Here is a 22,322-nt window from a genome sequence, read left to right as displayed (position 1 = left end):
CCTATCTCCCCTCATTCGTTCCACTTAAAGGAACACCGTAGATTAGACTACCTTCTTAGGGCCCGCCTGCTCTCCTCCAGATATTTCACCGACTGCTCGTAATTCTTGCTGGCTACACAGAGATACAAAATATCAATCAGATTGAGCTGAGTCATTCGGGAACCCATAGCACCGCTTCGAATTTCACTCTCTGTGGATGATGTGTATAGAGGTACGGTCGCAAGCTTGCTTAGCTTGGAATGTCCGTATTTGGTCATGCTGATCACTCCTGCCCCCCGCTCCCGGACCAGTTCAGCTACACGAAGCACTTCTTCCGTTTCACCCGAATAGGAAATGCAGACGGCCACATCTTCTTCTGTCATCGTGACCGCTGAGGTCAGCTGCTGATGCGGATCAGCAAAGGAGAAGCTCATCTTGTTAATTCTTAAAAACTTCTGTTGTGCATCCATCGCTATTAGGTTTGAAGCTCCAACGCCAAAGAAATAGATACGCCTTGCCTGATCCATTAAAGAAACGGCTCGCTCAACCATCGCCTCGTCCATAATCTTCAGCGTATCTCGGATGGACTGAATATTGTTGTTCGATACGCTTCGAATCATCGCAGATACACTGTCATTCGGTCTGATCTCCTGATAGCCTGCCTGCTCATCCGACTCCTGCAAGTCACCTGCCACTTTAATCTTAAGATCCTGATAGCCTTTGAAGCCGATCGTTTTGCATAGACGGATAATCGCTGCCTGACTTGCACCACTCTTTGCTGCCAGCTCGGCAACGGAGAGCTCGATAATCTCGCCAGGCTGCTGCAGAATGTAGGCCGCAATTTTACGTTCCGAAGGATTCAGCGTTTCATAGAATTCCTTGAGACGAACCAAGCCACCATTCATGTGTGCAGCTCCACCTCCATTCAACAAAATATGTACATATAGGTTAGATAAGCTAACATATTCAGTTCTCTATCCTTCCAAATATGTTTGGATTGATATTATTATATGAGGTATGAAATATAATTTCAATAATTATTTATATACTTAAAATTTTATTTTACATCCTGGAAATTATGACCTATACTAAATAAAAAATGAGAAGGGGTGAAGCGTTGAATGTCTTTATAGGCGTGGATGGTGGCGGTTCCAAAACAGAAGTAACAGCCGTGCTTGATGACGAGTCTATTCTCGCTCAATTCTATGGCGGGGCAACCAACCCCTATACAATTCCACCTCTTGAAGCAGCCAATGAGCTCGACAGGTTACTGGAAACCACACTCATATTTATTAACGAACGCTCTCTATTGTGTAATGGTATTTGTCTTGGTATGTCAGGTTTTTACTCGGATGAAGAGAAGAACACGCTTATAAATCAGGTTACACGATGTTTGAAACGCAGATCCCTCTCCTTTCCTATTGCGGTTTGTACAGAGGGAGAAATATCTCTCATGGCAGCAACTGGGGTGCACACAGGCGTACTTGTGATCGCCGGAACAGGCTCCATTGTGTATGGATTTACAAGAGAGGGAGGCATTCACCGTGCCGGAGGCTGGGGGCATCTCCTTGGGGATGAGGGCAGCGGTTATCAGATTGGCCTGCAGACTCTTCAAGGGATCATGAGAAGTTATGACAACATCGCCCCACCTACCTTACTGACTTCCCTCGTTCAAGAAGCCTGTCGGTTAAACGAGATAACAGAGCTTCGTACCTTCATTTATCAACAGCCCTTTAGTAAGAAGATCATTGCTTCTTATGCTAAGCTGTGCATTCGTGCCGCCGAGGAAGGAGATCTGCTTGCATGCAGCATACTTAGATCTCAGGCCGCAAGTCTGGCAGACACAACCATTGCTCTTCTACGTTCTCACCCTGATCTTCAGCAGGAAATGGTCGCTATGACTGGCTCTATCTTCCTTCATTCCTCTATATATAGAGCACACTATGAGGAATGCGTAAGTACTATCTTCCCCCACCTTAATATGGTCACAGGTTCAGAACACAGGCCGCCAGCCTATGGCGCAGCCCTGATTGCACGACAGCGGTTCTCCCCCGCTCAAGGGACCCATGGACTCTTATGAAGTAATCTCTCTTTTCCTTTACATCTACCGCTTCATCTCTGTCCTGCCGTTACTTACAAAAGAAGATTCACTAATATAGAGAAGCTTGTAATCAAGAGGCCCGGCCATATAGATGAATAGCATAATTCATAGTCTATTCAAGAGTTCGGGCCAGGAGCGAAGGAGGCCGTACCTTTTATGAATCATCTAAGTCATAAACTTAGCCAGTTGATTACTGAACAGCCCAATCCGAGAACAGACCATATTGATCAGCTGGATTCCATTGAAATTATGAAGCTCATTAACGATGAGGATCAGCAAATCGCCAAGGTAATTAGACCGCTCATACCTGATATCGCAAGGATTGCCGATCGAATTGTGGATAGTTTTGAACGAGGCGGACGCTTATTTTATGTCGGTGCTGGTACCAGCGGCAGGATCGGCATCCTTGATGCATCAGAATGCCCTCCAACCTACGGTACGGATCCATCACTCATTCAAGGGCTTATCGCCGGAGGCTTTGAGGCAGTTCGAGCAGCTGTGGAAGGTGCAGAGGACAGTGAACAAGGGGGCAGCTCAGATATGCACTCCCATCAGGTCGGCCCGTACGATGTTGTTATCGGCATTGCCGCAAGCGGCAGAACGCCTTATGTGCTGGGTGCCATGAAGGAAGCTCGTGCTCTGGGCGCTCTTGTCGTTGGACTCTGCAACAACCCCAATTCAGCCATGAAGCCGCTGGCAGACTATACGATTGAAGCTGTAACCGGGCCCGAGGTCATCATGGGCTCTACCCGAATGAAGTCCGGCTCCGCACAGAAGCTTATTTTGAATATGCTGACGACGACAGCCATGATTCGCTCCGGTAAAGTATACCGAAATTTGATGATTGATCTTAACCCTTCCAATGAGAAGCTGGTCCATCGCGCCAAACGAATCATTAAGCTGGCAACCGGAGCAGCCGAAGAGCAGATCAATGATGCCTATATAGAATCAGAAGGCCATGTCAAGACAGCCATTGTTATGATTATGACCGGTTCAGACGCGATAGCAGCCAGGAAGCTGCTCGCTTCATCCAAAGGCTATGTCCGCAAGGCGATCGACAGTACTCCAACTTCATAATAAAAAGAGCGCCCTATCATTCCTTAGCACGAAGGAATGATAGGGCGCTCTGTAAATTTCTCTACAATTTGAAACGCTGAATAATCTCCTGAAGCTCATCTGCAATATTAGATAAAGTTGCTGCAGAAGAAGCTACCTCCTGCATGGCTGCCAGCTGCTCCTCCGAAGCAGCAGACCCTTCCTGCGCTCCAGCGGATATCTGATCCGAGATCGCTACAGCGACCTCAAACGACTCTCCGACATGGACCATGGAGGCATCCATCTGCTTCGATGCAGAGGATACTTCCTCCATCTGAGCAGCAACCTCTTGAATGGACTGCAGAATCACTCTGAACCGCTCGCCTGCCTCCTGAACTGTAGCGATCCCCTTGGTAATCTCTTTGGTTGCTGTGCCCATAGATTCTGTCGCAGCACCTGTTCCCTGCTCCATTTCATGGGTCAATTTAGCGATTTGTGCTGCAGAGGAAGCCGACTGTGCTGCCAGCTCCTTCACTTCGTTCGCTACGACAGCAAATCCTCGCCCATGCTCACCTGCTCTTGATGCTTCGATTGAAGCATTCAGGGATAGAATATTGGTCTGTTTAGCGATATTCGTAATCACTTCGACAATTTTTCGTATCTCTACTGATTTATCTCCAAGCCCTTGAATAACCTCATTGAGGTTACCCGCCGATGCGCCGATCTGATCCATTTGATGCTTTGCTTGGTCGATACTGCTCATACCCGCCTGGGACTCTTCAGATACCTGTTTGGCTGCCAGAGTTGCTTCTCCAGCTTGGTTTGTAATAGCTTTGACGCCGCGTGACATCTCATCAACGAGCTGCTTGGCTTCGCCGAGGCTCTGATTGGAATGAATCGTTCCCGTTGCGGTCTCCTGCATAATCGTTGCCAGCTGTTCTGTCGCCCTTGTTGTCTGCTCCGAGCTGGCAGCCAGCTGCTGGGAGGAGGCTGCGAGCTGATGCGAAGTTTCACTCACTTCTCCGAGAACGGATCGAAGAGAACCGGTCATCCTATTAAATCCTTCCGCAAGAATGCCGTATTCGTCTCTGCGCTTCACGGACAGATCGATCGTCAGATCTCCGTTTCCAATATCGCGGGATGCTCTAACCATCGCCTGAATCGGACGGTGCAAACTGCGAATCATCAGAATCATAATCCCCACTCCCACGAGGGCAGAAATGCCAAGCACCACAATCAGCGCGTTTAGGATCGGACGAGAGGCTTCGTCCACTTCGGCATAATCCATTTCAGCGACGAGTTTCCACCCCGTAGTCGCATGCGTGCTAAAGAACGCATATTTATCTGCGTTCCCCATTGCATAACTCAAGTCCCCGTTATCCTGCTCTACTACACGACTTGTTAATGTCTCAAGCGCACTGGTTCCTGCATTAAAACGGGAGTGGACAAGATAATTGCCATCACCATCTACCAGATACACGATACCTGTATCTCCAATATGTACATTATTAACCGTAGAAGTCAGCGCTGCCAGACTGATCTGCATACTTGCTACCCCTTGACCATCTGATAAAGCTCTGGCCAACGTTACAACTACATTACCTGTCGAGCTCGATTTATAAGGCTTCGTCACGATAACCTCTTCACTGCTTTGCGCATCCTGATACCATGGCTGGTCTGTTACAGACTCATTCATTCCATACATTGGGGCTTTCATTTGCTGATCTCCACCAGACGATACGATGACAAGAGATTCAACCTGAGGGTTGGCATCCTTCAAATCATCAAGCAGCCGCTGTGCCTGTGGACTTTGATTGGCAATTTGCGCCGCATTCGTCTGTCTTGCAAGCAAATTAATATTCGATTTCTGACTGTCAATCAAAGAGTCGATTTGCTTACTGACAAGTGCGAGGGATTGCTCCATCGTCTCATGATCCGACTTCCGAATCTCTGAATCTGCCGTGTTGTATGAGACCCAGAAGATGGCTATACTAGGCAGGAACAAGAAGAATAGAAATGCCACAATCAACCTTACTCTGAAAGACAACAAGCTTTTCTTTTCTCTGCTTATCTTACCTTTTTGCTGTTCATTTCTTTGCTTATCGTTACCGCTATCTTCCTTACTCTTTTTTCCTTCGTTTTTGTTACCCAGCTTCATTTTTTCAAAGCTTTTTTTCAGTAATTCTTTCAAAGAAACAGCCCCCTTTCTACAGTATGTGTAATTCATGCAGCTTGTTAATGCATCAATGAAGATGACTTCACCAGCATACTGTCTATAAAAAAAGACAGAACATTTTATCTATCGGCAACTGGAGGCTGAGATGTTATACTTTTTCTGAAATTTTCATTTTAGTTTACATTCGATGTAAGATAACAGCTTGCTAAGCAGATACGTCAGTATAAAATAGATCAACGCAGCCGTTAAGTATGGCTCCCAGATCGCATAATATTGACCTCTCATCGCGTTGCTCCAGAACATAATCTCCTGAACGGAAATGATCGCAAGCAGCGAAGAATCCTTGACCAGCACAATAAACTCATTCCCGAACGCCGGGATCATTCGCCGAATAGCCTGAGGCATAATGATATAACGCATTGTCTGGTAGCGGTTCATTCCGGAGGAATAGGCTGCCTCAAACTGCCCCTGATCTACGGATTGAATTCCTGCTCGATAAATCTCTGCCATATACGCAGCAGAATTCAGTGTCATGGACAGGATCCCCGCAGTGATCGCATCTGTACTCCCATAGAACATCGGCACGACACCGAAGTGAATAATCAGAATTTGAACATAAAATGGCGTTCCACGAAAAAAGTTGATATAGAGGCTCGCAGGCCAATTCAAATACCTCGGCTTTGCCATTTTTCCGAATGAGATAAATAATCCCAGAATAGCACCCAGCACAATTGAAACGATCGAGAGCCCTATCGTTAGAAGCATGCCTTTCAGGATCAATGGCAGATACTCCACGATGATATCAAATCTAAAATTATCCATGAGCAGTACTCCCTTATTTAATATGGGCAACAAGAAAAGCATGTGCCCGCACATACCGCTGACACATGCATCCCGGTTTTAACCTGTGCGCTTACTCTGCTGCCTTATCCAATTCTTCCTTCAATCGTGTTAGATCCGGCTCATCTCCGAACCATTTTTTGTACACCTCTGCATATTTTCCATTATCTATAACCGCCTTGATCGCAGGATCAAGCTTTGCCTTGAGCTCCGAGCCCTTAGGATAAAGAATGCCGTAATATTCCGAATCAAAGTTCTCCGGATCGAGGATGCTTTCGAATGCTTTATCCGGATTGTTCTTCATATACTCCTGCACGATAGCCACATCCGCCACCGCAGCATCTACACCGCCGCTCTCAAGCTCCATGAAGGCAAGGACGTTACTCTCGAATTTCTTAAGGTCGCTGTTGCCCTGACCCATGATCTCCGTCATCAGTGTATCCGCCGTAGTAGCACCCTGAACCGCAACCTTCATATCTTTCAAATCCATAGCACTGGTGATTACGGTTCCTTCTTTGAACAGAATCATATTCGTCGACTCAAAATAGGGCAAGGAATAATCATACGTCTCTTTACGCTCTTCTGTGATGGATACGCTGGATATTCCTGCGGCAAATTCAGTGCCCTGCTGAACACTGGTCAGCATCGCATCCCAGCCTGTATTGCTGAGTTCATAATTGATGCCTGCTTCGGCCATCACTTCCTTGAGAAAATCAATGTCAAAGCCGGTAATCTCACCTTTATCCATAAATTCCATAGGAGCGTATGCCGCATCAGTCGCAATTTTGACGGTGTCCGATGCCTCCTCTGCTCCTCCAGCCCCTGTCGTAGTGCTCTCTTCATTACCGCAGGCTGATAAAACTATCACAAATAAAGCAATTAACATAACACCAAATCTCTTGATCATATGAATCCTCCCTATTTGAATCTAGTAATATAAACAGATTCTATCAACAGTTACATAGATTAACAATATATTTTATTATATGCGTCAATAAAGATAACATAGAAGTATGGTTTCAATCGTGATGCTGCTCACAAAAAAGCCTCACTGAAGAGTCAGGAGGCTTTTCTTCTCTCTATATTTTCAAGCTATAGCATAGTAAACCTTTATTGCTCTGAAATGTGTGTTTGTTTGATTGTGTGTTTGTCTTACTCTATTTCTGTACGAAGCACCCTCTTAACTTAAGTCGTTCCAATCCGCACACCCATCTGATTAATCCAGCGGCGGTAAGCTACGGATAACAGATCCGCTTTATGATTCAGCTCTGTCTGCAGATCCAGCGGCAATAGCTCAGGCTTCTGGGTTTCAATAATCCACTTGTCCTGCTCGAATACGGTATCCTGAAAATCAATAAACTGCTGGTCATCCACCTCATGCGCATAGTTGCGAGATACCGGCATATACACGATACACTCCTGTTCTGACACAGGAAGCACGGTCAGCATAATCCAGAGCGTCTGACCCGTTGCCTGATCTCTCTTGGATAAACGGGCAGCAAGCGGTCTAAACACCTCCTTTACATAGACATATGTGGTTCCCTCGCGATGCTCTGATCCGGAATGGGCAACCGGCTGAAAGATCGGCACATCCCCGGTATACACACGGTCAGGTTCCTTGAACACCTCGAAATCAGGAAGCTCCGAATAATCCGGGTGACCGAGCAGGCCGCCATGCACATACATCAAATGTGCAAAGTCCGTAAAATTCTCGATGACGCGCGTCCCTGCAGCCTTCACATGATACGGACCACAAACCAGCGGTCGGTATTCCGGATTCTCAAATTCATCGAAGCATGGCAAATCAGCCGTTGGTTGACCGATACATACCCACACAATACCGAATTTTTCTTGGCAATGATATTTGGTTGCCTTCGCTCTTGGTGGAATACGGTCATCCTTTCCTTGAGCAGGGATGCATACACATTTGCCTTCCGAATTGTATTGCCATCCATGATAAGGACAGACCAAGTTTTCATTCTTGTCTACCCAGCCTTTGGACAGCATGGCTCCGCGGTGAACACAGAGATCGCGCAGCGCATGCACACCTTTACTCGACCGGTAAACAGCAACCCTCTCCTCGAGCACGATGACAGATATCGGCTTGTCAACAAGCTCATGCGATGCGCATACCGGATGCCATTCGTTCTCGAGCACGGTATCTGACAGGGCTGCTGAGCCTAATGGTTTAAGCAGTTTTTGATCAATCATTGTGATCCCCTCCTGAGTTCATATACTTCCTGCCTATTCATCACTACTACTCGTTCTGAACTGAAATCTCTCCGCTCTTCAGCGCGTCGATCGTAGCCTGGACCTTATCCTTGACTTCCTGAGTCATTTTCTCCTCGAATCCATGGTAGGGACTCATGTAGACAGCACCGTCTTTCACGCCTAGGGACATCGGCTCCGCCTTCATCGTTCCGTTCATAATGGATTTGATCGCGGCCGTCATAGCGGTTGGATAATCTTGAATTACACTGGTAACCACCGTATCCGGTGCAACAGGGTTTAAATCTTCATTGGAGCCAATCGCGAGTACACCCTCCTGCTTGGCAGCATCAATACCGCCCATCCCCGCCTGATTCGCGTTAGTCATAACAACATCGGCACCTTTTTCAATGAGGGAAATTGCTGTCTCCTTGGCCTTTGCTACATCATCACTGGATCCTGTCATGGTCGTCAGGACACTAATATCGGGAACAGCTGCCTTTGCCCCTTCTTCGAATCCTTTGACGGAATTCGTAATCGGAGGAATCTCCTGCCCGCCGATCGCCGCTACCGTCCCCGTTTCAGACATCAGAGCTGCTACAGTTCCCATCAGATACCCCTGCTCCCGATTGTTAATGCTGATGGAAGCGACATTCGGGCTTTGGCTCACGGTTGCACTCGTGACCAGAAACCAGGTATCCGGATATTCACCGGCGACAGACATCATCGGTTCTGCGAATTCAAATCCATGACCAATGACGACATCATACCCATCCATCCCATATCCGCGAATAAACTCCCCCATATCAGACTGGGCAACCTTCTCGGAATACTGTACTTCCGCGCCAAGCTCGCTCTCAATCTGCTTCAACCCCTTATACGCCGTCGCATTCCATCCGTTATCATTCACTGGGCCCGGAGTGAGCAGAGCGACCTTAAGCGGCTGATTTGATTCTGTAACAGGCGTGCCGGAACCTGCAGCTGCTTCCTCGCTCTGTCCGCTATCCGCAGCACCGCCGCATCCTGCAAGCAGTACAGCAATACCTAGAATCAATGTACACAACAAGTGGAATCGTTTAATCCTCATTTAGTGCATCCCCCTTTAATTGATCAATCCATCATCCCGGCCATTCGCCGGCCGATTCGTTCACGCGTTGCCTCTTCCCTGCTCACCATATCCACAATACGGCCTTTGAATAGGACAGCGATTCTGTCCGAGAGGGACATCACCTCTTCAAGCTCTGTAGAAATGAGCAGAATTCCAACTCCCCGATCCCTCTCCGCCAGAAGCCGCTTATGTACATACTCTGCTGCTCCTACATCCATCCCGCGAGTGGGCTGCATCGCAATAAGCACCTTTGGATTCAGCATGAGCTCTCTGGCCAGAATCACTTTTTGCTGATTGCCTCCTGACAGCTGACCAGCCGTATGCTCGCTCGAAGGCGTTCTGATATCAAACTCCTGCACGGCTTGCTCGGCGGTCTTTCTTATCGCCCCCCTCCGCAGCATGCCGAATTTGCTGAAGATGGGTGACTTGTACTGCTTCGCGATCAAATTCTCACCAATGCTCATAGGCAGCATGAGCCCTTCCTTGTGCCGATCCTCGGGAATGTAGCCTACACCCTGCTCGGTCATATAGCGGGGATGCAGACGCTGTACAGGTCTGCCGTCAAGCTTGACCTCTCCACTCGCCAGTTCCGCCAGGCCCATGAGTGCTTCACTCAGCTCGCGTTGTCCGTTGCCGTCTACACCAGCGATGCCGACAATCTCCCCTTCCTGTACAGTGAGTTTGATGTCAGACAATACAGGGATCTGGCTCCGAACCACTGATAGATCCTGCACCTCGAGCAAGCATCGTTGGCTATTGTTATATGGACTATGCCTCAGTGCTGTGATCTCTCTTCCAACCATGAGCCTTGCCAGCTCCGCAGGGGTGGTTTCCTTCATCGCCATAGAACCCTCCATTTGACCGGCCCGAAGCACAGTTACCCGATCACAGACCGCTTCCACTTCTTGCAGCTTATGGCTTATAAAAACGATAGTTTTCCCCTGCTCCTTCAGCGATCGCAGTACAATGAACAAATCCTTGACCTCCGGTGGAGTAAGTACGGCGGTTGGTTCGTCCATAATGATGAATTCTGCGCCGCGGTATAATGTCTTCACAATTTCAACACGCTGCTGCTGACCGACAGATAATTCACTGACCCGCTTTGTAGGGTCCACATCAAGACCGTAGGCATCTGAGATCCTCTTAATTTCTGCACAAGCTCTGCGAAAATGAAACCAGGGACTTCGGTCTTCCTTAAGTCCAAGCACCACATTCTCTGCCACAGTCAATGCCGGTATCAGCATGAAATGCTGGTGGACCATGCCGATTCCGATTTCCATTGCCTGTCTGGGTGAATCAAAATTGACCCGCTTACCTTTAAACAGAAGCTCTCCTTCATCGGGATGAAGAAGGCCTGACAGCATATTCATCAGCGTACTCTTACCTGCTCCGTTCTCACCCAGAATGGCATGAATTTCGCCATATTTGATGTGGAGATCAAGTCGATCATTGGCGGTAAACGATCTAAACCGCTTGGTGAGTCCTCTGGTTTCCAAAATATAATCAGCCGAACTCCTGACAAGGGACGGATTCTTCATTCCAACCGAAGGCTGTTCTATAGGCTGAGAAGTGTGTGACTGCACTGGTTCATCCCCTCCTTCCGTGTATTGATCACCACGACGCTGCCTATGCGTGACGATTGGCTGCACTTTTATAAGGTTTGCCTGTCGCAGCAGGCTGTCTTGCCTTACCTGAGAACCAGGCCAGCGCAAGCATGGTCAGAATATAAGGAAACATCAGCATGAATTGGTACGGAATCTCGATGCCGAAGGATTGGATGCGAAGCTGAAGCGCATCAGCTCCCCCGAATAACAAGGAAGCTCCCATCGTTCCCGCTGGTGTCCAGCGCCCGAAGATGACAGCCGATAGAGCGATAAAGCCTCTGCCCGCTACCATATTCTCCGTAAATTGATTCAGAATGCCGAGTGACAGCGCACAGCCTGCAAGTCCTGCCAGCATGCCGCCAATGAGACAGCAGGTGTAGCGAACTCGATGCACTCTGACCCCAAGCGTATCTGTGGCAAGCGGATTCTCGCCCACGGCACGAACCGTTAGCCCCCATCGTGTTCGGTATAAAACCACACTTGTTATCGGAACCAGCAAAAATGCGAGGTATGCCAGCAGATTTTGTTCAAATAACGCCGGACCGATCCAAGGTATATTTTGAAGTAACGGAATATGAGGTACGGGAACCGCATCCACTTGTATCGTTTCAGACCCCATGCCCAGAAGACTCCTGCCAAAGACCGTCGTCAAACCCAGACCGAGAAGATTCAGCGCCGTGCCGATGATGACTTGGTCCGCTCCGGTCGTTACAGTCAAGAATGCATAGATGATGCCAACCAAGCCGCAGACCAGAGCTCCAGCAGCAAGTCCAGCCCATACATTGCCGCCGTAGTACGCACCGACGACTCCAGCCAGCGCGCCGATCAGCACCATGCCCTCCATGCCAATGTTCAGAATTCCGCTCTTGGACATGAACAGCACACCGATTGCTGCCAGAAGCAGTGGTATTGAGAGCCTGATTGCAGCGCCGACATAACTGATCCACAGCTCTTCACCCATTTTTCCCGCCTCCTGCCTTGGAAAGAGACACCTTGCCCGGGTGAGGGTCGGCATACGCCCCTTTGAGCTTGTGTTGTATCCAATTTGTAATTTGACGTTTGTATTTGCCGAACCAATACCGGTTGCATACCACGATGATAATCATCAGTGCCTGAATGACAAGCACGAGCGAGGTGGAAGCACCGGTTGCTCTCTGCATTGCATTCGCTCCGCTCTTCATCCCTCCGAACAAGAGTGCCGATAGCATATTGCCGAGCGGATGCGTGTTTCCGAGCAGTGCCACCGCAATTCCTTCATAACCATAGCCTGGTGAGAAATTTTGCAATAACCTGTGCTGAACACCGGCAATTTCAATATATCCGCCGAGCCCAGCCAGACCACCGCTGACAAGCATCACCATGACCATATTTCTTCTCACCGGCATCCCCATGACTTTGGCGGCCTGTCCGTTAAGTCCTGTGGAGCGGATCTCATAACCCCAGGTCGTCTTGTGGAGCAGGAAGTACATCATAATCGCGACGACAATAGCGATAATAAAACCATAATGCAACCTGGACCCAAGCAGTGTCGGCAGGACCGAACTGTCCGGAAGAGGAGCCGATTGAGGCATGCTCCCATTCGGATCTTTCAGCGGGCCCGTGACCATATAGCTGATCAAATAAATAGCAATATAATTCAGCATGATTGTATTAATGATCTCGCTTGCTCCCCGGCCTACCTTGAGCAGACCTGCAATACTTCCCCAGATCGCTCCGCCAAGACAGCCGCACAAGAGAGACAGCGGCAGATGCAATAGAAACGGAGTGCCTACCGGCATAAGCAGAGCAGCCATTGCCCCTGTAAGTGCCCCGATGTAGATCTGGCCTTCAGCTCCGATATTGAATAGCCCGCTTCGATAAGCAAAGCTGTAGCTGAGACCTGCGAATAAGAGCGGGGTTGCTTTTACAAGGGTTTCTTTAATACTGTTCACACTGCCGGCTGCCCCCTGCCAGATCAGCCCGTATGCTTCCAGCGGCGATACGCTGGCCGCAGCCATCACGAGCCCGCCTGCAACCAGAGCCAGCAGAATGGCAAAGACATAGAAGATAAGCTCCATCCCCCACTCTATACTTCTTGTCACCCACCTTCGATGTGTCATCCCATCCCCTCCTTCTATAGAAGCGTAATTAGCTGCGAACACTGTAGACAGGATAACGGTTCATCAGCTTTTCCCTTAGCCGATTCACTCTTGCCTGTGCGTGCCTAATGATCTCCTCCTCATCGACAAGCGTACAGCGTCCGGCTTCCACAACAATCTGTCCATTCACAAGCACCGTATGAACATCGTTCCCGTTGGCGTTGTATACCAGTGCCGAGGAATAACGATGAATTGGTGCAATATGTGCTTTTTGCATATCAATAATGACGATATCTGCCTTCTTCCCAGGTTCTAGTGATCCTAAGTCCTTCTCTCTGCCCATTGCCTTGGCTCCGCCGCGGGTACCCATTTCGAGCACCTCCATTGGAGGGAGCATAGTGGAGTCCAGATGATACACTTTATGCAGACATGCTGTGAACTTCAGCACTTCAAGATTATCCTGACAGTTGTTGCTGCCCGGTCCATCCGTACCTAGAGCAACATTGATGCCCGCCTTTCGCATTTCAGGCACCCTTGCAACACCGGAAGCGAGATACATATTCGATACCGGACAATGAATAACGGATGCCTGATGCTGTGCGAGCAGCTCAAGCTCGCCATCATCAAGCCAAATTCCGTGTACCACTTGAGTCCTTGGACCGAGCATGCCGACCGCTTCGACCAGCTCCAGATTACGAAGTCCAAACCGGGATAGCGTATTGTCGATCTGATCTCTCGTTTCGGCGACATGAATATGCGTGATCAGATTTCGATCCCTGCTGAATTTTGCCGCCCGTTCAAGGAAGGGCCTTGAGCATCCGTACAAATTCAATGGTCCCATAGCAATCTCGATGCGTCCTGTCCCTTCGCCCTGCCAGCGGTCGAGCAGTGCCGCCGTGCGCTCGAAGATAACGTCCTCCTCTTCTCTCAGCCTCGGTTCGTAGCTTAGATCCACTCCCCCGCGGGCCAGGTGTCCACGAATCCCCGATTCCACCATAGCCCGGAGTACATTCTCCGTGTTCTCCTCGTAGGTATGAATGTAATGGTGATCCATGATGTAAGTAGCACCTGATTTTAAATTTTCGATACACCCGATCAGTGCTGCCAAATAGAAATCCTCTGCCTCCATGGCAAGCGATCCCGGCCAAATAACCTGCCGCAGCCACTCGGACAAAGGGTGGTCATCTGAAACGCCGCGAAGAAAGGTCTGGAACAGATGCGTGTGGCCGTTAATGAGACCAGGAATGACGGCTTTGCCGCCGGCGTCTATTTTCCGATCTGCCTCAAGCCGATGGCGGACACTCCCTTCCTCCAGAGGCCATGCTCCTGTCTCTACGATGTGGTCATGCTGGATGTATACGTATCCCGGAGAGTACACTTCATTGTCCGCATTCATTGTAAGAATGGTGCCGTTATATATAAGCGTTGTACTAATGTTGATCACACCCTGCCTTATGTTAGTATTTATTACATTTCGCTGAATTGATCTCATCATAAAGGATTGAATATTTCATTGTCATTGGCTATAGTAGACTAAAACATTTTAATTTGTTGGTTAAGTTAACCAACTTCTAGCAATAACCTCACGTATACCTGACGTAAAATACCTAAAAATCATTTTTCCTTCTCCCAATCTTTCTTGCCCTAACGATCTTCACGCTAGGCCTGCTCCTTTCAACCGGGCAGATGTTTGATTGAGATGCAGCATTCAAGATTCGATACCTTCGGAGGTAATCTATGAAAATATCCGATCTGCTCGATATTCCCATGCTCGCCAGCTCCCGGGTGACGGCCGGCCGCGAGGGACTCCACCGTAATGTGTACTCGGTCAACATGATGGACTCGCCCGATATCTTCGATTACTTAAAGCCTAATGAGCTCCTCCTCACCACCGGATATGTCATCAAAGACAAGCCTGAGGTATTGACACAGCTGGTCACAAGGATGGCTGAGCTGGGCTGTGCCGGACTTGGCATCAAGACAAAGCGGTATCTTGATCACATTCCTCAAGAAGCCAAGGAGGCTGCCGACCGCCTTCAATTTCCACTGCTTGAGCTGTCTCTCGATTGCGCCCTCTCCGAAGCGCTGCATCAGCTGCTGGCCCGTATTATGGAATCCAGAACAGAGGAGATGAGATATGCGCTTGAGAGCCACCGTTACTTCTCAGATATTCTTCTGGAAGGACAAAGCCTTCAAACGATCCTGGAGGAGCTCGCAAGGCTCCTCTCCTATCCTGTAATTCTTGTGAACCGCAGCTTGGAGCCTTTTGCTACATCATCCGGATTTGGAACTGCCTACTCCTCGTTCCTGCAAGATATCTCGAATTGGCTGCCGTCTATGCTGAACGAAGCCCGCTCTCCCAGCATCCCGCTGCCATCCGGCAGTGCTGTTCCATTTTCCTATTTGCTGCAATATCCGATCCAAACCGATCAGTCCCAAGGGTACCTGCTGTCCTTTACAAATCAGAATCCTGTCAGTACGCTCTCCTTGCTCACCCTTGAGCAGGCGGCTAACGTTATTAGCTTTGATCTCCTGAAGCGCCAGGCTGTCAAGGAACGCTCCCGCCGCTACAAGAATGACTTCTTCGGAGACCTTGTGGATGGGCTGATCTCAGACAAGCAGGACCTGATTCATCGCGGCCGCAGATATGGTCTCAGCGAGCAGCGTTCCTATTACTGTATTGTGCTGAAGAAGGATGCACCGCTTTGCAACCGCAATAGCTTCAGTTCTTCCTATTCACCCATGCTGCCGAACGACTCGATCGGGGGGCGTACAGCTTCAATGAAGGAGGACCTGTATGAGCTCGTTAAAGGAGAAGCCAAGGCGAGCGGCTTCTCATTTATTCTTTTTTCCAAAAATGACGCCGTCGTCATGCTGCTTCCAGTGAATACCCTTGAGGAAGCGGCCTTAGGCGAGCACCAGCTGCCTGATCGTCTTCTTGCCTCACGTCTACAGCAGATGATTCATTCGCTCTGGTCTCAGCATAAAGTATCGCTGTCCATCGGGGTCAGCAATACCGCAGATGAGCTGTCCCAGCTGCCGAGGGCTTACCAGGAGGCACTGGATGCACTGCAGACGGGCATGCACAGCCAGCAGCAGCGTTACGTTCAGTTCTATCATGTCAAAGAGTTATCTGACCTCTTACGAATGCTTCCACAGGAGGATCTGCAGGAGTTTATCAAAGAAACGTTCGCACACTTGCTCTTTCTGGAGGACAAGGAACGCGGGGAGCTATTGAAGACGCTGCGATGTTTTTTGGATAACCACTGCCATATCGCCGATACGGCCAAGCAATTGTACCTTCATCGGAATACGGTTATTTATCGACTGGACAAATGTGAGCAGCTGACGGGCCGCTCTCTGCGCCTGCCTGCGAGCAGCCTGCGTTTCAGGGCAGCATTTTTGATGGAGGAGTTATTAAATTAAACCGCCCAGTATATGGGTTGTTTACCAGCTATCAATCCTATAAAATGAAACCAGTATGGTATCCTGATTTGATGATTGCTGCTCGTCTAATCCGGTTAGATCCATTACATAAGGTCATAATCAGAATTGGAGGCTTACTTACAACATGATTAGATTCAGCACAAATGTTCATAAGAATTCGATGCTTAATCGAACTTTATCAGCCATACTTGTTACCTCTGCTTTATTGACACAGACCATTGGTGTCTCGCAGGCTCAAGCCGCTTCCGTTGCAACCAAGCCTGCTTCAATTACAGTCGACAGCCAATCCGTGACGTGGGAATATGCCCCTTTTGTTGAGAAGGGAACCACATACGCTCCTCTAAGGCAGGCGGCTTCTGCTCTCGGTGGACAAGTGAAATGGAACCAAGCCAAACAAACGGTGGAAATTTACGATCATGGCGATACCATTACACACCGGGCGGGAACCAACGTCATTCAAATCAATGACGATCGGCTCATGCTCCCTGCTCCATCCAAGAATATGAGCGGCACGCTGATGATTCCGCTTCGTTCCCTCTCGGATGCGATGAAGGCCGGGCTGCAATTAACCAATACACCTACCAAAATGATCATCACACTGAAATCAGATTCGTCGACAATCATTAATCGTGAATCTACAGCAATTGACCAGTATCTTAAGGAGGCTGGCTATTCAGGCATAGCGCTTGTAGCTAGTAATGGAGATATTCGATTGAGAAAAGGCTACGGATTATCGGATATCAATTCCCTTGTTCGCCCGGATCAAAAATCACACATTGCCTCCATAACTAAAGGCTTTACAGCTGCAGCCATCATGCAGCAGGTTCAGCAGGGGAATATTTCGCTTGAAGATCCGGTTTCGAAATACGTATCCGGAATCGACCGCGGCAATGAAATTACAATTCATATGCTGCTCTCGCATACTTCCGGGCTACCTTCCAATTTTACGCGTAAGGAAGGGATTACAATGGAGTATACACTGGCCGAGATTCGTACAAAGAAGCTGATGGCAGAGCCAGGTGCTGAATACCGTTACAGCAATAATGGCTACATTTTGCTAGCTGCTATTTTGGAAGAGATATCAGGCAAAGAGTATGGGGCTTATCTTCAGGAGCATTTCTTCAAGCCGATTGGCATGAAGGATACGGGCACGGCAACGCCTTCAACCAAAACGATTAAAGGCTATACTGATCAGAACGGCACATGGGCTGAGGCGAGCTATTATGTTTCCCAGTCTGGAACCGGTACGCTGTATTCTACGGTCGATGACCTGCTGAAATGGGATCAGGCTCTGCGAGGGGATAAAGTCCTGTCAGAGGAAATTCAAGAGACGATGTACTCTCCTTATTCTGACCAAAACTATGGATACGGCTGGATCGTCAGTGAGACAGAAGAAGGCACGGTCGTGTTCCATAACGGCAGCGGCACAGGCTATTCCACAGGTATTTCGCGCAATCTGGATAATGGCATAACGGTTATCCTGCTTGGCAACCATGCCGGAATGGAAATGACAGGCATGCTCGATCAAATTCAGGAGATGGCACTCAAGCTATAGTTGTTAATTTCAGATCAGACCAACCCGAATAGAGGTGTCACTAGTGATCAATAAATCGCAGATAGATCATATTGAGATCATCGGAAACATTGCAGAACAACATATGGATAGTGCGGCAAGAGCAGATGAGCAGAATGAGCTGAACTACGCACTGATTGAAGATTTGCTGGCAGCAGGCTACCACGCCTATTCTGTTCCTAAGGAGTATGGGGGACTTGGCTTATCCCTCTCCGATTTCTTGCAGTGTCAGGAACGTATCGCCAAGGTCGATGCAGCAACAGCACTCGCTATTGGATGGCATCATATTACCGTGTTTAACGTGGGCCAGAACCAGCTATGGGATGAAGCGGCTTTCCGTGCTTTATGTACAGCCATCATAACGGAAGGCGCCTTGGTTAACGCAGCTGATTCAGAAAAAGCGACCGGCAGTCCTTCACGTGGAGGGAAGCCGCAGACCTCTGTGCAGAAGAAACCAGACCGCAACGGCTATGTGCTGACAGGCCGGAAGACATTCACTTCGCTGTCAACAGCACTGCATTATTATGTCGTATCTGCCACGGATACGATTACCGGTGAAATAGGCGAATATCTGGTTCATAAAGATATGCCAGGTGTAAGTATTGAACCTACTTGGAACATGATAGGCATGCGCGGAACAGCGAGCCATGATCTTGTGCTGAACCAGGTGTTGCTGCCTGAAGACGCGCTAGTTAGAAGACGTGCTGCAGGTAAGAAATCCATTCGTCCCAACGCCTACTTGCTTAACATTCCAGCCGTATATCTTGGCATCGCCCAGGGAGCAAGGAGAGAAGCGCTTCGTTTCGCCGCGGCATATCAGCCAAACAGTCTTACCCATCCCATCATCGAGCTTCCTCACATTCAGCACAAAATTGGGCAGATCGAAATGGAGCTTACGACGGCCCGGCATTTTTTGTACAGTGTAGCAGCCAGATGGGAGCAGCTTGAGAGACCTCTGACAGACAGCGACTTGGCCGGAATTGCTCCCGACCTTGGCGCAGCGAAGACCTTTGCTGTTCAGAACGCTCTCTCTATTGTAGATACAGCCATGCGAATCGTCGGGGTTCACAGCCTGGCCAGCTCCCACCCGCTCTCACGCATGTACCGTGATGTGAGATTCGGACTCCATAATCCGCCGATGGACGATGCCGTTCATCAAATGCTGGCTAAACGCGCCATAAGTGAGGTTCTCTTGAATTAAATTTATGGACCAAAAAAGAGATTCGGGCTGCTCCCCATTAATAAAAGGTCATAGCCGAATCCCCGATTATTCCAAGCGACACAATATAAAATATTAATGTGCTGCATAGAGAGGAAGCATTCCATTCTGCCCTCTGACGGTACAAAAAAGAAGCTACGACACATACCCGTCCTCCCTATAAGCGGCATGTGATGCGTAGCTTCCTATTTTTTAACTGATCTTCAGTTATCGATCAATCGATCAGTCAGATAAATCTTCTTATCGTCATCAGCTTAAGCTTTACCTGAATCTTGCGTTTACTGCTTTCTTTTTCTATGATTCAGCATGCTGCCTCTACTCATCCCATTTTATTATTTAACTTGGCCGTTTCGTATTTGTCCCATCCCACCATATTTTCTAAAATAATCACAAGCACAACACCCATTACAAGTCCATTGGACAACAGCGGCGTAAGCAGCGGAGGGAAGTCTCTAAAAGCAGAAATCGGTATATTCATGATGCTTATTCCAACAAGCACGGGCAGTGCAACCCGATAGATGGTCTTCGGATTAAATACCGCATCTTGAAACGTTCGAATGGCTGTACCGAACATTTGGAGATATGCGGCAAACAGAACAGCATTTCCGACCGTCAAAGGCAGCTTGGCCAGCCATCCGCTTAACGAAGGGAATACCCCGACGATGATATCAGAGCACCCGCCAACAAGGCCGCACGTCGGAGAACCTTTGTATTCTCCAGAAATCCGATCGAGGAGGCAAATGTGCCAAAAGGAATCAGCCCCAGACACCCCCCGAGCACAGAGAATAGATTGGTGAATATAAATGCTCTTTTTAATTTGTTAAATCGCGCACAAAAAAGCCTTCCGCAATAAGCGAAAGGCTTTTTCAAGTAAGCGGGTGATGGGAATCGAACCCACGCTACCAGCTTGGAAGGCTGGAGTTCTACCATTGAACTACACCCGCAAAATATATGAAATCGGGATGACACGATTTGAACATGCGACCCCCTGGTCCCAAACCAGGTGCTCTACCAAGCTGAGCTACATCCCGTTACACAGATTAAGAATGATAATGGCCTGTTATCATTTCATAAAAGTGGCGCGCCCTGAGAGATTCGAACTCCCGACCTTTTGATTCGTAGTCAAACGCTCTATCCAGCTGAGCTAAGGGCGCGTATTATGGAGCGGAAGACGGGAATCGAACCCGCGACCCTCGCCTTGGCAAGGCGATGCTCTACCGCTGAGCCACTTCCGCAAAACATATGGTGCGGTCGAGAGGACTCGAACCTCCACGGCTGTTACACCACTAGAACCTGAATCTAGCGCGTCTGCCAATTCCGCCACGACCGCATATGTTATTTAAAAAAGTGAGCCATGAAGGACTCGAACCTTCGACACCCTGATTAAAAGTCAGGTGCTCTACCAACTGAGCTAATGGCTCTTATTAAAATGGCTGGGGATATAGGATTCGAACCTATGCATGACGGAGTCAAAGTCCGTTGCCTTACCGCTTGGCTAATCCCCAACAGTGATAAGGAGTAAAAAATGGGGCGATCGATGGGACTTGAACCCACGAATGCCGGAGCCACAATCCGGTGCGTTAACCCCTTCGCCACGACCGCCATATTAAAAGAAACTGGTGGAGGATGATGGATTCGAACCACCGAACCCTTACGGGAGCAGATTTACAGTCTGATGCGTTTGGCCACTTCGCTAATCCTCCATATGAAACTATGGTGCCGGCGAGAGGACTTGAACCCCCAACCTACTGATTACAAGTCAGTTGCTCTACCAGTTGAGCTACACCGGCAAATTGATTACCAAAACTGTATTCCAAATCAGAAGTAAAAGTGGCGGAACTGACGGGATTCGAACCCGCGATCTCCTGCGTGACAGGCAGGCATGTTAGGCCTCTACACCACAGTTCCATGTAATTCAATTGCGGGGGCAGGATTTGAACCTGCGACCTTCGGGTTATGAGCCCGACGAGCTACCGAGCTGCTCCACCCCGCGATATTAAGAATGGAGACTGAGGGGATCGAACCCCCGACCCTCTGCTTGTAAGGCAGATGCTCTCCCAGCTGAGCTAAGTCTCCATATTAAAGTGACCCGTAGGGGATACTCTCACATTCGTTCGAGACTGCGATGCAGTTGCTAACGAAGTAAACGCTTCGACGAACCCTGATGAGTTCTCATCCCCAATCGAAGAAATAAATTAAAGTGACCCGTAGGGGATTCGAACCCCTGTTACCTCCGTGAAAGGGAGGTGTCTTAACCCCTTGACCAACGGGCCTTGCTATAAATACTGCTTGTCCAATAATTTAGTGGCGGAGAAAGAGGGATTCGAACCCTCGAGACGCTTGTGACGCCTACACGATTTCCAATCGTGCTCCTTCGGCCAGCTCGGACACTTCTCCGTGAGAGCTAAGTCCCTAAGAGCAAATGAATGCTCTCAGGATATTGGACTCCCCGAACAGGACTCGAACCTGTGACAACTCGATTAACAGTCGAGTGCTCTACCAACTGAGCTATCAGGGATCAATGGTGGAGCCAAGCGGGATCGAACCGCTGACCTCCTGCTTGCAAGGCAGGCGCTCTCCCAGCTGAGCTATGGCCCCATAATAGAAGTAATATGAAATTAAATGGTGGGCCCTAGTGGACTCGAACCACCGACCTCACCCTTATCAGGGGTGCGCTCTAACCAGCTGAGCTAAGGGCCCATGAATTTCACTTTGTGCAAAACCCTAAAGGGCTGCGCTTGGCAACGTCCTACTCTCCCAGGACCCTGCGGTCCAAGTACCATCGGCGCTGGAGGGCTTAACGGTCGTGTTCGGGATGGGTACGTGTGGAACCCCTCCGCTATCGCCACCAAACGGGATTTTTCGAAGCCTTCGCTTCTTGAAAAATCATCTGAAAAATCCATTCTTCACGTTAGAATCGGTACATCACATAAGTGTGTATGATTCTATAAGTG

Annotated in this window: 16 protein-coding genes, 18 tRNA genes and 1 rRNA gene; 5 read left to right on the top strand and 30 right to left on the bottom strand. The window is 48.9% G+C overall.

What is annotated here, in order from left to right; translation table 11 throughout:
- Positions 1–47 precede the first annotated feature (47 nt).
- The gene (locus BM415_RS14430; RefSeq protein WP_091159304.1) at positions 48–884 is read right to left on the bottom strand and encodes a MurR/RpiR family transcriptional regulator; all 837 of its coding nucleotides are present in this window, start codon (positions 882–884) and stop codon (positions 48–50) included.
- A gap of 212 nt (positions 885–1,096) precedes the next feature.
- Between BM415_RS14430 and BM415_RS14425 the strand changes: the two genes are divergently transcribed.
- Together BM415_RS14425 and murQ are read left to right on the top strand one after the other, a co-directional pair.
- The gene (locus BM415_RS14425; protein ID WP_170862494.1) at positions 1,097–2,059 is read left to right on the top strand and encodes a BadF/BadG/BcrA/BcrD ATPase family protein; all 963 of its coding nucleotides are present in this window, start codon (positions 1,097–1,099) and stop codon (positions 2,057–2,059) included.
- Between the two features lie 177 nt (positions 2,060–2,236).
- Positions 2,237–3,157: an N-acetylmuramic acid 6-phosphate etherase gene (gene murQ / locus BM415_RS14420; protein WP_091159301.1), complete on the top strand. Its 921-nt coding sequence runs from the start codon at positions 2,237–2,239 to the stop codon at positions 3,155–3,157.
- Between the two features lie 61 nt (positions 3,158–3,218).
- Here the strand turns inward: murQ and BM415_RS14415 are convergent, their stop codons facing one another.
- From BM415_RS14415 to BM415_RS14375, 9 genes are all read right to left on the bottom strand, one after another.
- Positions 3,219–5,306: a methyl-accepting chemotaxis protein gene (locus tag BM415_RS14415; RefSeq protein ID WP_170862493.1), complete on the bottom strand. Its 2,088-nt coding sequence runs from the start codon at positions 5,304–5,306 to the stop codon at positions 3,219–3,221.
- Between the two features lie 153 nt (positions 5,307–5,459).
- Positions 5,460–6,113: an amino acid ABC transporter permease gene (locus BM415_RS14410; RefSeq protein WP_091159298.1), complete on the bottom strand. Its 654-nt coding sequence runs from the start codon at positions 6,111–6,113 to the stop codon at positions 5,460–5,462.
- Positions 6,114–6,204: 91 nt separating this feature from the next.
- The gene (locus BM415_RS14405) at positions 6,205–7,038 is read right to left on the bottom strand and encodes a basic amino acid ABC transporter substrate-binding protein (protein ID WP_170862492.1); all 834 of its coding nucleotides are present in this window, start codon (positions 7,036–7,038) and stop codon (positions 6,205–6,207) included.
- Positions 7,039–7,316: 278 nt separating this feature from the next.
- Positions 7,317–8,342 carry an aromatic ring-hydroxylating dioxygenase subunit alpha gene (locus BM415_RS14400; protein ID WP_091159297.1) on the bottom strand — a complete coding sequence of 342 codons (1,026 nt, stop codon included), beginning with the start codon at positions 8,340–8,342 and terminating at the stop codon, positions 7,317–7,319.
- A gap of 46 nt (positions 8,343–8,388) precedes the next feature.
- Entirely contained in the window at positions 8,389–9,426 is a 1,038-nt protein-coding gene (locus BM415_RS14395; RefSeq protein ID WP_091159295.1) for a BMP family protein, read from the bottom strand.
- Positions 9,427–9,449: 23 nt separating this feature from the next.
- A complete protein-coding gene (locus tag BM415_RS14390; RefSeq protein ID WP_091159763.1) occupies positions 9,450–10,985 on the bottom strand; it encodes an ABC transporter ATP-binding protein in 1,536 nt (511 codons plus the stop codon).
- Positions 10,986–11,073: 88 nt separating this feature from the next.
- On the bottom strand, positions 11,074–12,012 hold the full coding sequence (locus BM415_RS14385; RefSeq protein ID WP_091159293.1) for an ABC transporter permease: 939 nt from the start codon (positions 12,010–12,012) through the stop codon (positions 11,074–11,076).
- Positions 12,005–13,150: an ABC transporter permease gene (locus tag BM415_RS14380; RefSeq protein ID WP_091159291.1), complete on the bottom strand. Its 1,146-nt coding sequence runs from the start codon at positions 13,148–13,150 to the stop codon at positions 12,005–12,007. The genes BM415_RS14385 and BM415_RS14380 overlap by 8 nt, the downstream gene beginning before the upstream one ends.
- Positions 13,151–13,178: 28 nt before the next feature.
- Positions 13,179–14,573 (bottom strand): amidohydrolase family protein, encoded by a 1,395-nt coding sequence (locus BM415_RS14375; RefSeq protein WP_244533390.1) that lies wholly within the window; start codon positions 14,571–14,573, stop codon positions 13,179–13,181.
- Between the two features lie 293 nt (positions 14,574–14,866).
- Between BM415_RS14375 and BM415_RS14370 the strand changes: the two genes are divergently transcribed.
- The 3 genes from BM415_RS14370 to BM415_RS14360 all read left to right on the top strand — a co-directional run bounded on the left by BM415_RS14370 (position 14,867) and on the right by BM415_RS14360 (position 19,350).
- A complete protein-coding gene (locus BM415_RS14370; RefSeq protein WP_091159290.1) occupies positions 14,867–16,555 on the top strand; it encodes a PucR family transcriptional regulator in 1,689 nt (562 codons plus the stop codon).
- A gap of 145 nt (positions 16,556–16,700) precedes the next feature.
- Positions 16,701–18,131, top strand: a complete 1,431-nt coding sequence (locus tag BM415_RS14365; protein ID WP_091159288.1) for a serine hydrolase domain-containing protein — start codon at positions 16,701–16,703, stop codon at positions 18,129–18,131.
- A 43-nt stretch (positions 18,132–18,174) separates the two neighbouring features.
- Positions 18,175–19,350: an acyl-CoA dehydrogenase family protein gene (locus BM415_RS14360; protein ID WP_244533389.1), complete on the top strand. Its 1,176-nt coding sequence runs from the start codon at positions 18,175–18,177 to the stop codon at positions 19,348–19,350.
- 337 nt (positions 19,351–19,687) lie between these two features.
- On the opposite strand, the gene BM415_RS14355 is transcribed toward BM415_RS14360, so the two are convergent.
- From BM415_RS14355 to rrf, 20 genes are all read right to left on the bottom strand, one after another.
- Positions 19,688–20,137, bottom strand: coding sequence for a purine/pyrimidine permease (locus tag BM415_RS14355; protein ID WP_244533382.1), 450 nt, complete (start codon positions 20,135–20,137; stop codon positions 19,688–19,690).
- A 104-nt stretch (positions 20,138–20,241) separates the two neighbouring features.
- A tRNA-Gly gene (locus BM415_RS14350) sits at positions 20,242–20,312 on the bottom strand.
- 13 nt (positions 20,313–20,325) lie between these two features.
- Positions 20,326–20,399: transfer RNA gene (locus BM415_RS14345), tRNA-Pro, on the bottom strand.
- Positions 20,400–20,445: 46 nt separating this feature from the next.
- A tRNA-Arg gene (locus BM415_RS14340) sits at positions 20,446–20,522 on the bottom strand.
- A gap of 6 nt (positions 20,523–20,528) precedes the next feature.
- Positions 20,529–20,603: transfer RNA gene (locus BM415_RS14335), tRNA-Gly, on the bottom strand.
- Positions 20,604–20,611: 8 nt separating this feature from the next.
- Positions 20,612–20,698: transfer RNA gene (locus tag BM415_RS14330), tRNA-Leu, on the bottom strand.
- 18 nt (positions 20,699–20,716) lie between these two features.
- Positions 20,717–20,789, bottom strand: a tRNA-Lys gene (locus BM415_RS14325).
- A 9-nt stretch (positions 20,790–20,798) separates the two neighbouring features.
- Positions 20,799–20,873, bottom strand: a tRNA-Gln gene (locus BM415_RS14320).
- Between the two features lie 21 nt (positions 20,874–20,894).
- Positions 20,895–20,970, bottom strand: a tRNA-His gene (locus tag BM415_RS14315).
- Between the two features lie 15 nt (positions 20,971–20,985).
- A tRNA-Tyr gene (locus tag BM415_RS14310) sits at positions 20,986–21,071 on the bottom strand.
- A gap of 11 nt (positions 21,072–21,082) precedes the next feature.
- Positions 21,083–21,158: transfer RNA gene (locus BM415_RS14305), tRNA-Thr, on the bottom strand.
- Positions 21,159–21,199: 41 nt separating this feature from the next.
- Positions 21,200–21,276, bottom strand: a tRNA-Asp gene (locus BM415_RS14300).
- An 11-nt stretch (positions 21,277–21,287) separates the two neighbouring features.
- Positions 21,288–21,361: transfer RNA gene (locus BM415_RS14295), tRNA-Met, on the bottom strand.
- Between the two features lie 10 nt (positions 21,362–21,371).
- Positions 21,372–21,444 (bottom strand) — tRNA-Val (locus BM415_RS14290).
- A 125-nt stretch (positions 21,445–21,569) separates the two neighbouring features.
- Positions 21,570–21,641: transfer RNA gene (locus tag BM415_RS14285), tRNA-Glu, on the bottom strand.
- Between the two features lie 32 nt (positions 21,642–21,673).
- Positions 21,674–21,765, bottom strand: a tRNA-Ser gene (locus BM415_RS14280).
- Between the two features lie 48 nt (positions 21,766–21,813).
- A tRNA-Asn gene (locus tag BM415_RS14275) sits at positions 21,814–21,886 on the bottom strand.
- 4 nt (positions 21,887–21,890) lie between these two features.
- Positions 21,891–21,966 (bottom strand) — tRNA-Ala (locus BM415_RS14270).
- Positions 21,967–21,991: 25 nt separating this feature from the next.
- Positions 21,992–22,068 (bottom strand) — tRNA-Ile (locus BM415_RS14265).
- 36 nt (positions 22,069–22,104) lie between these two features.
- A 5S ribosomal RNA gene (gene rrf / locus BM415_RS14260) occupies positions 22,105–22,221 on the bottom strand.
- Positions 22,222–22,322: the final 101 nt, after the last annotated feature.

It is taken from the genome of Paenibacillus sp. 453mf (assembly GCF_900116105.1).
In the GTDB taxonomy this organism is placed as follows: domain Bacteria; phylum Bacillota; class Bacilli; order Paenibacillales; family Paenibacillaceae; genus Paenibacillus; species Paenibacillus provencensis.
The sequence above is the reverse complement of the archived record's forward strand: the minus strand, read 5'-3'. Positions and strand labels throughout refer to the sequence as shown.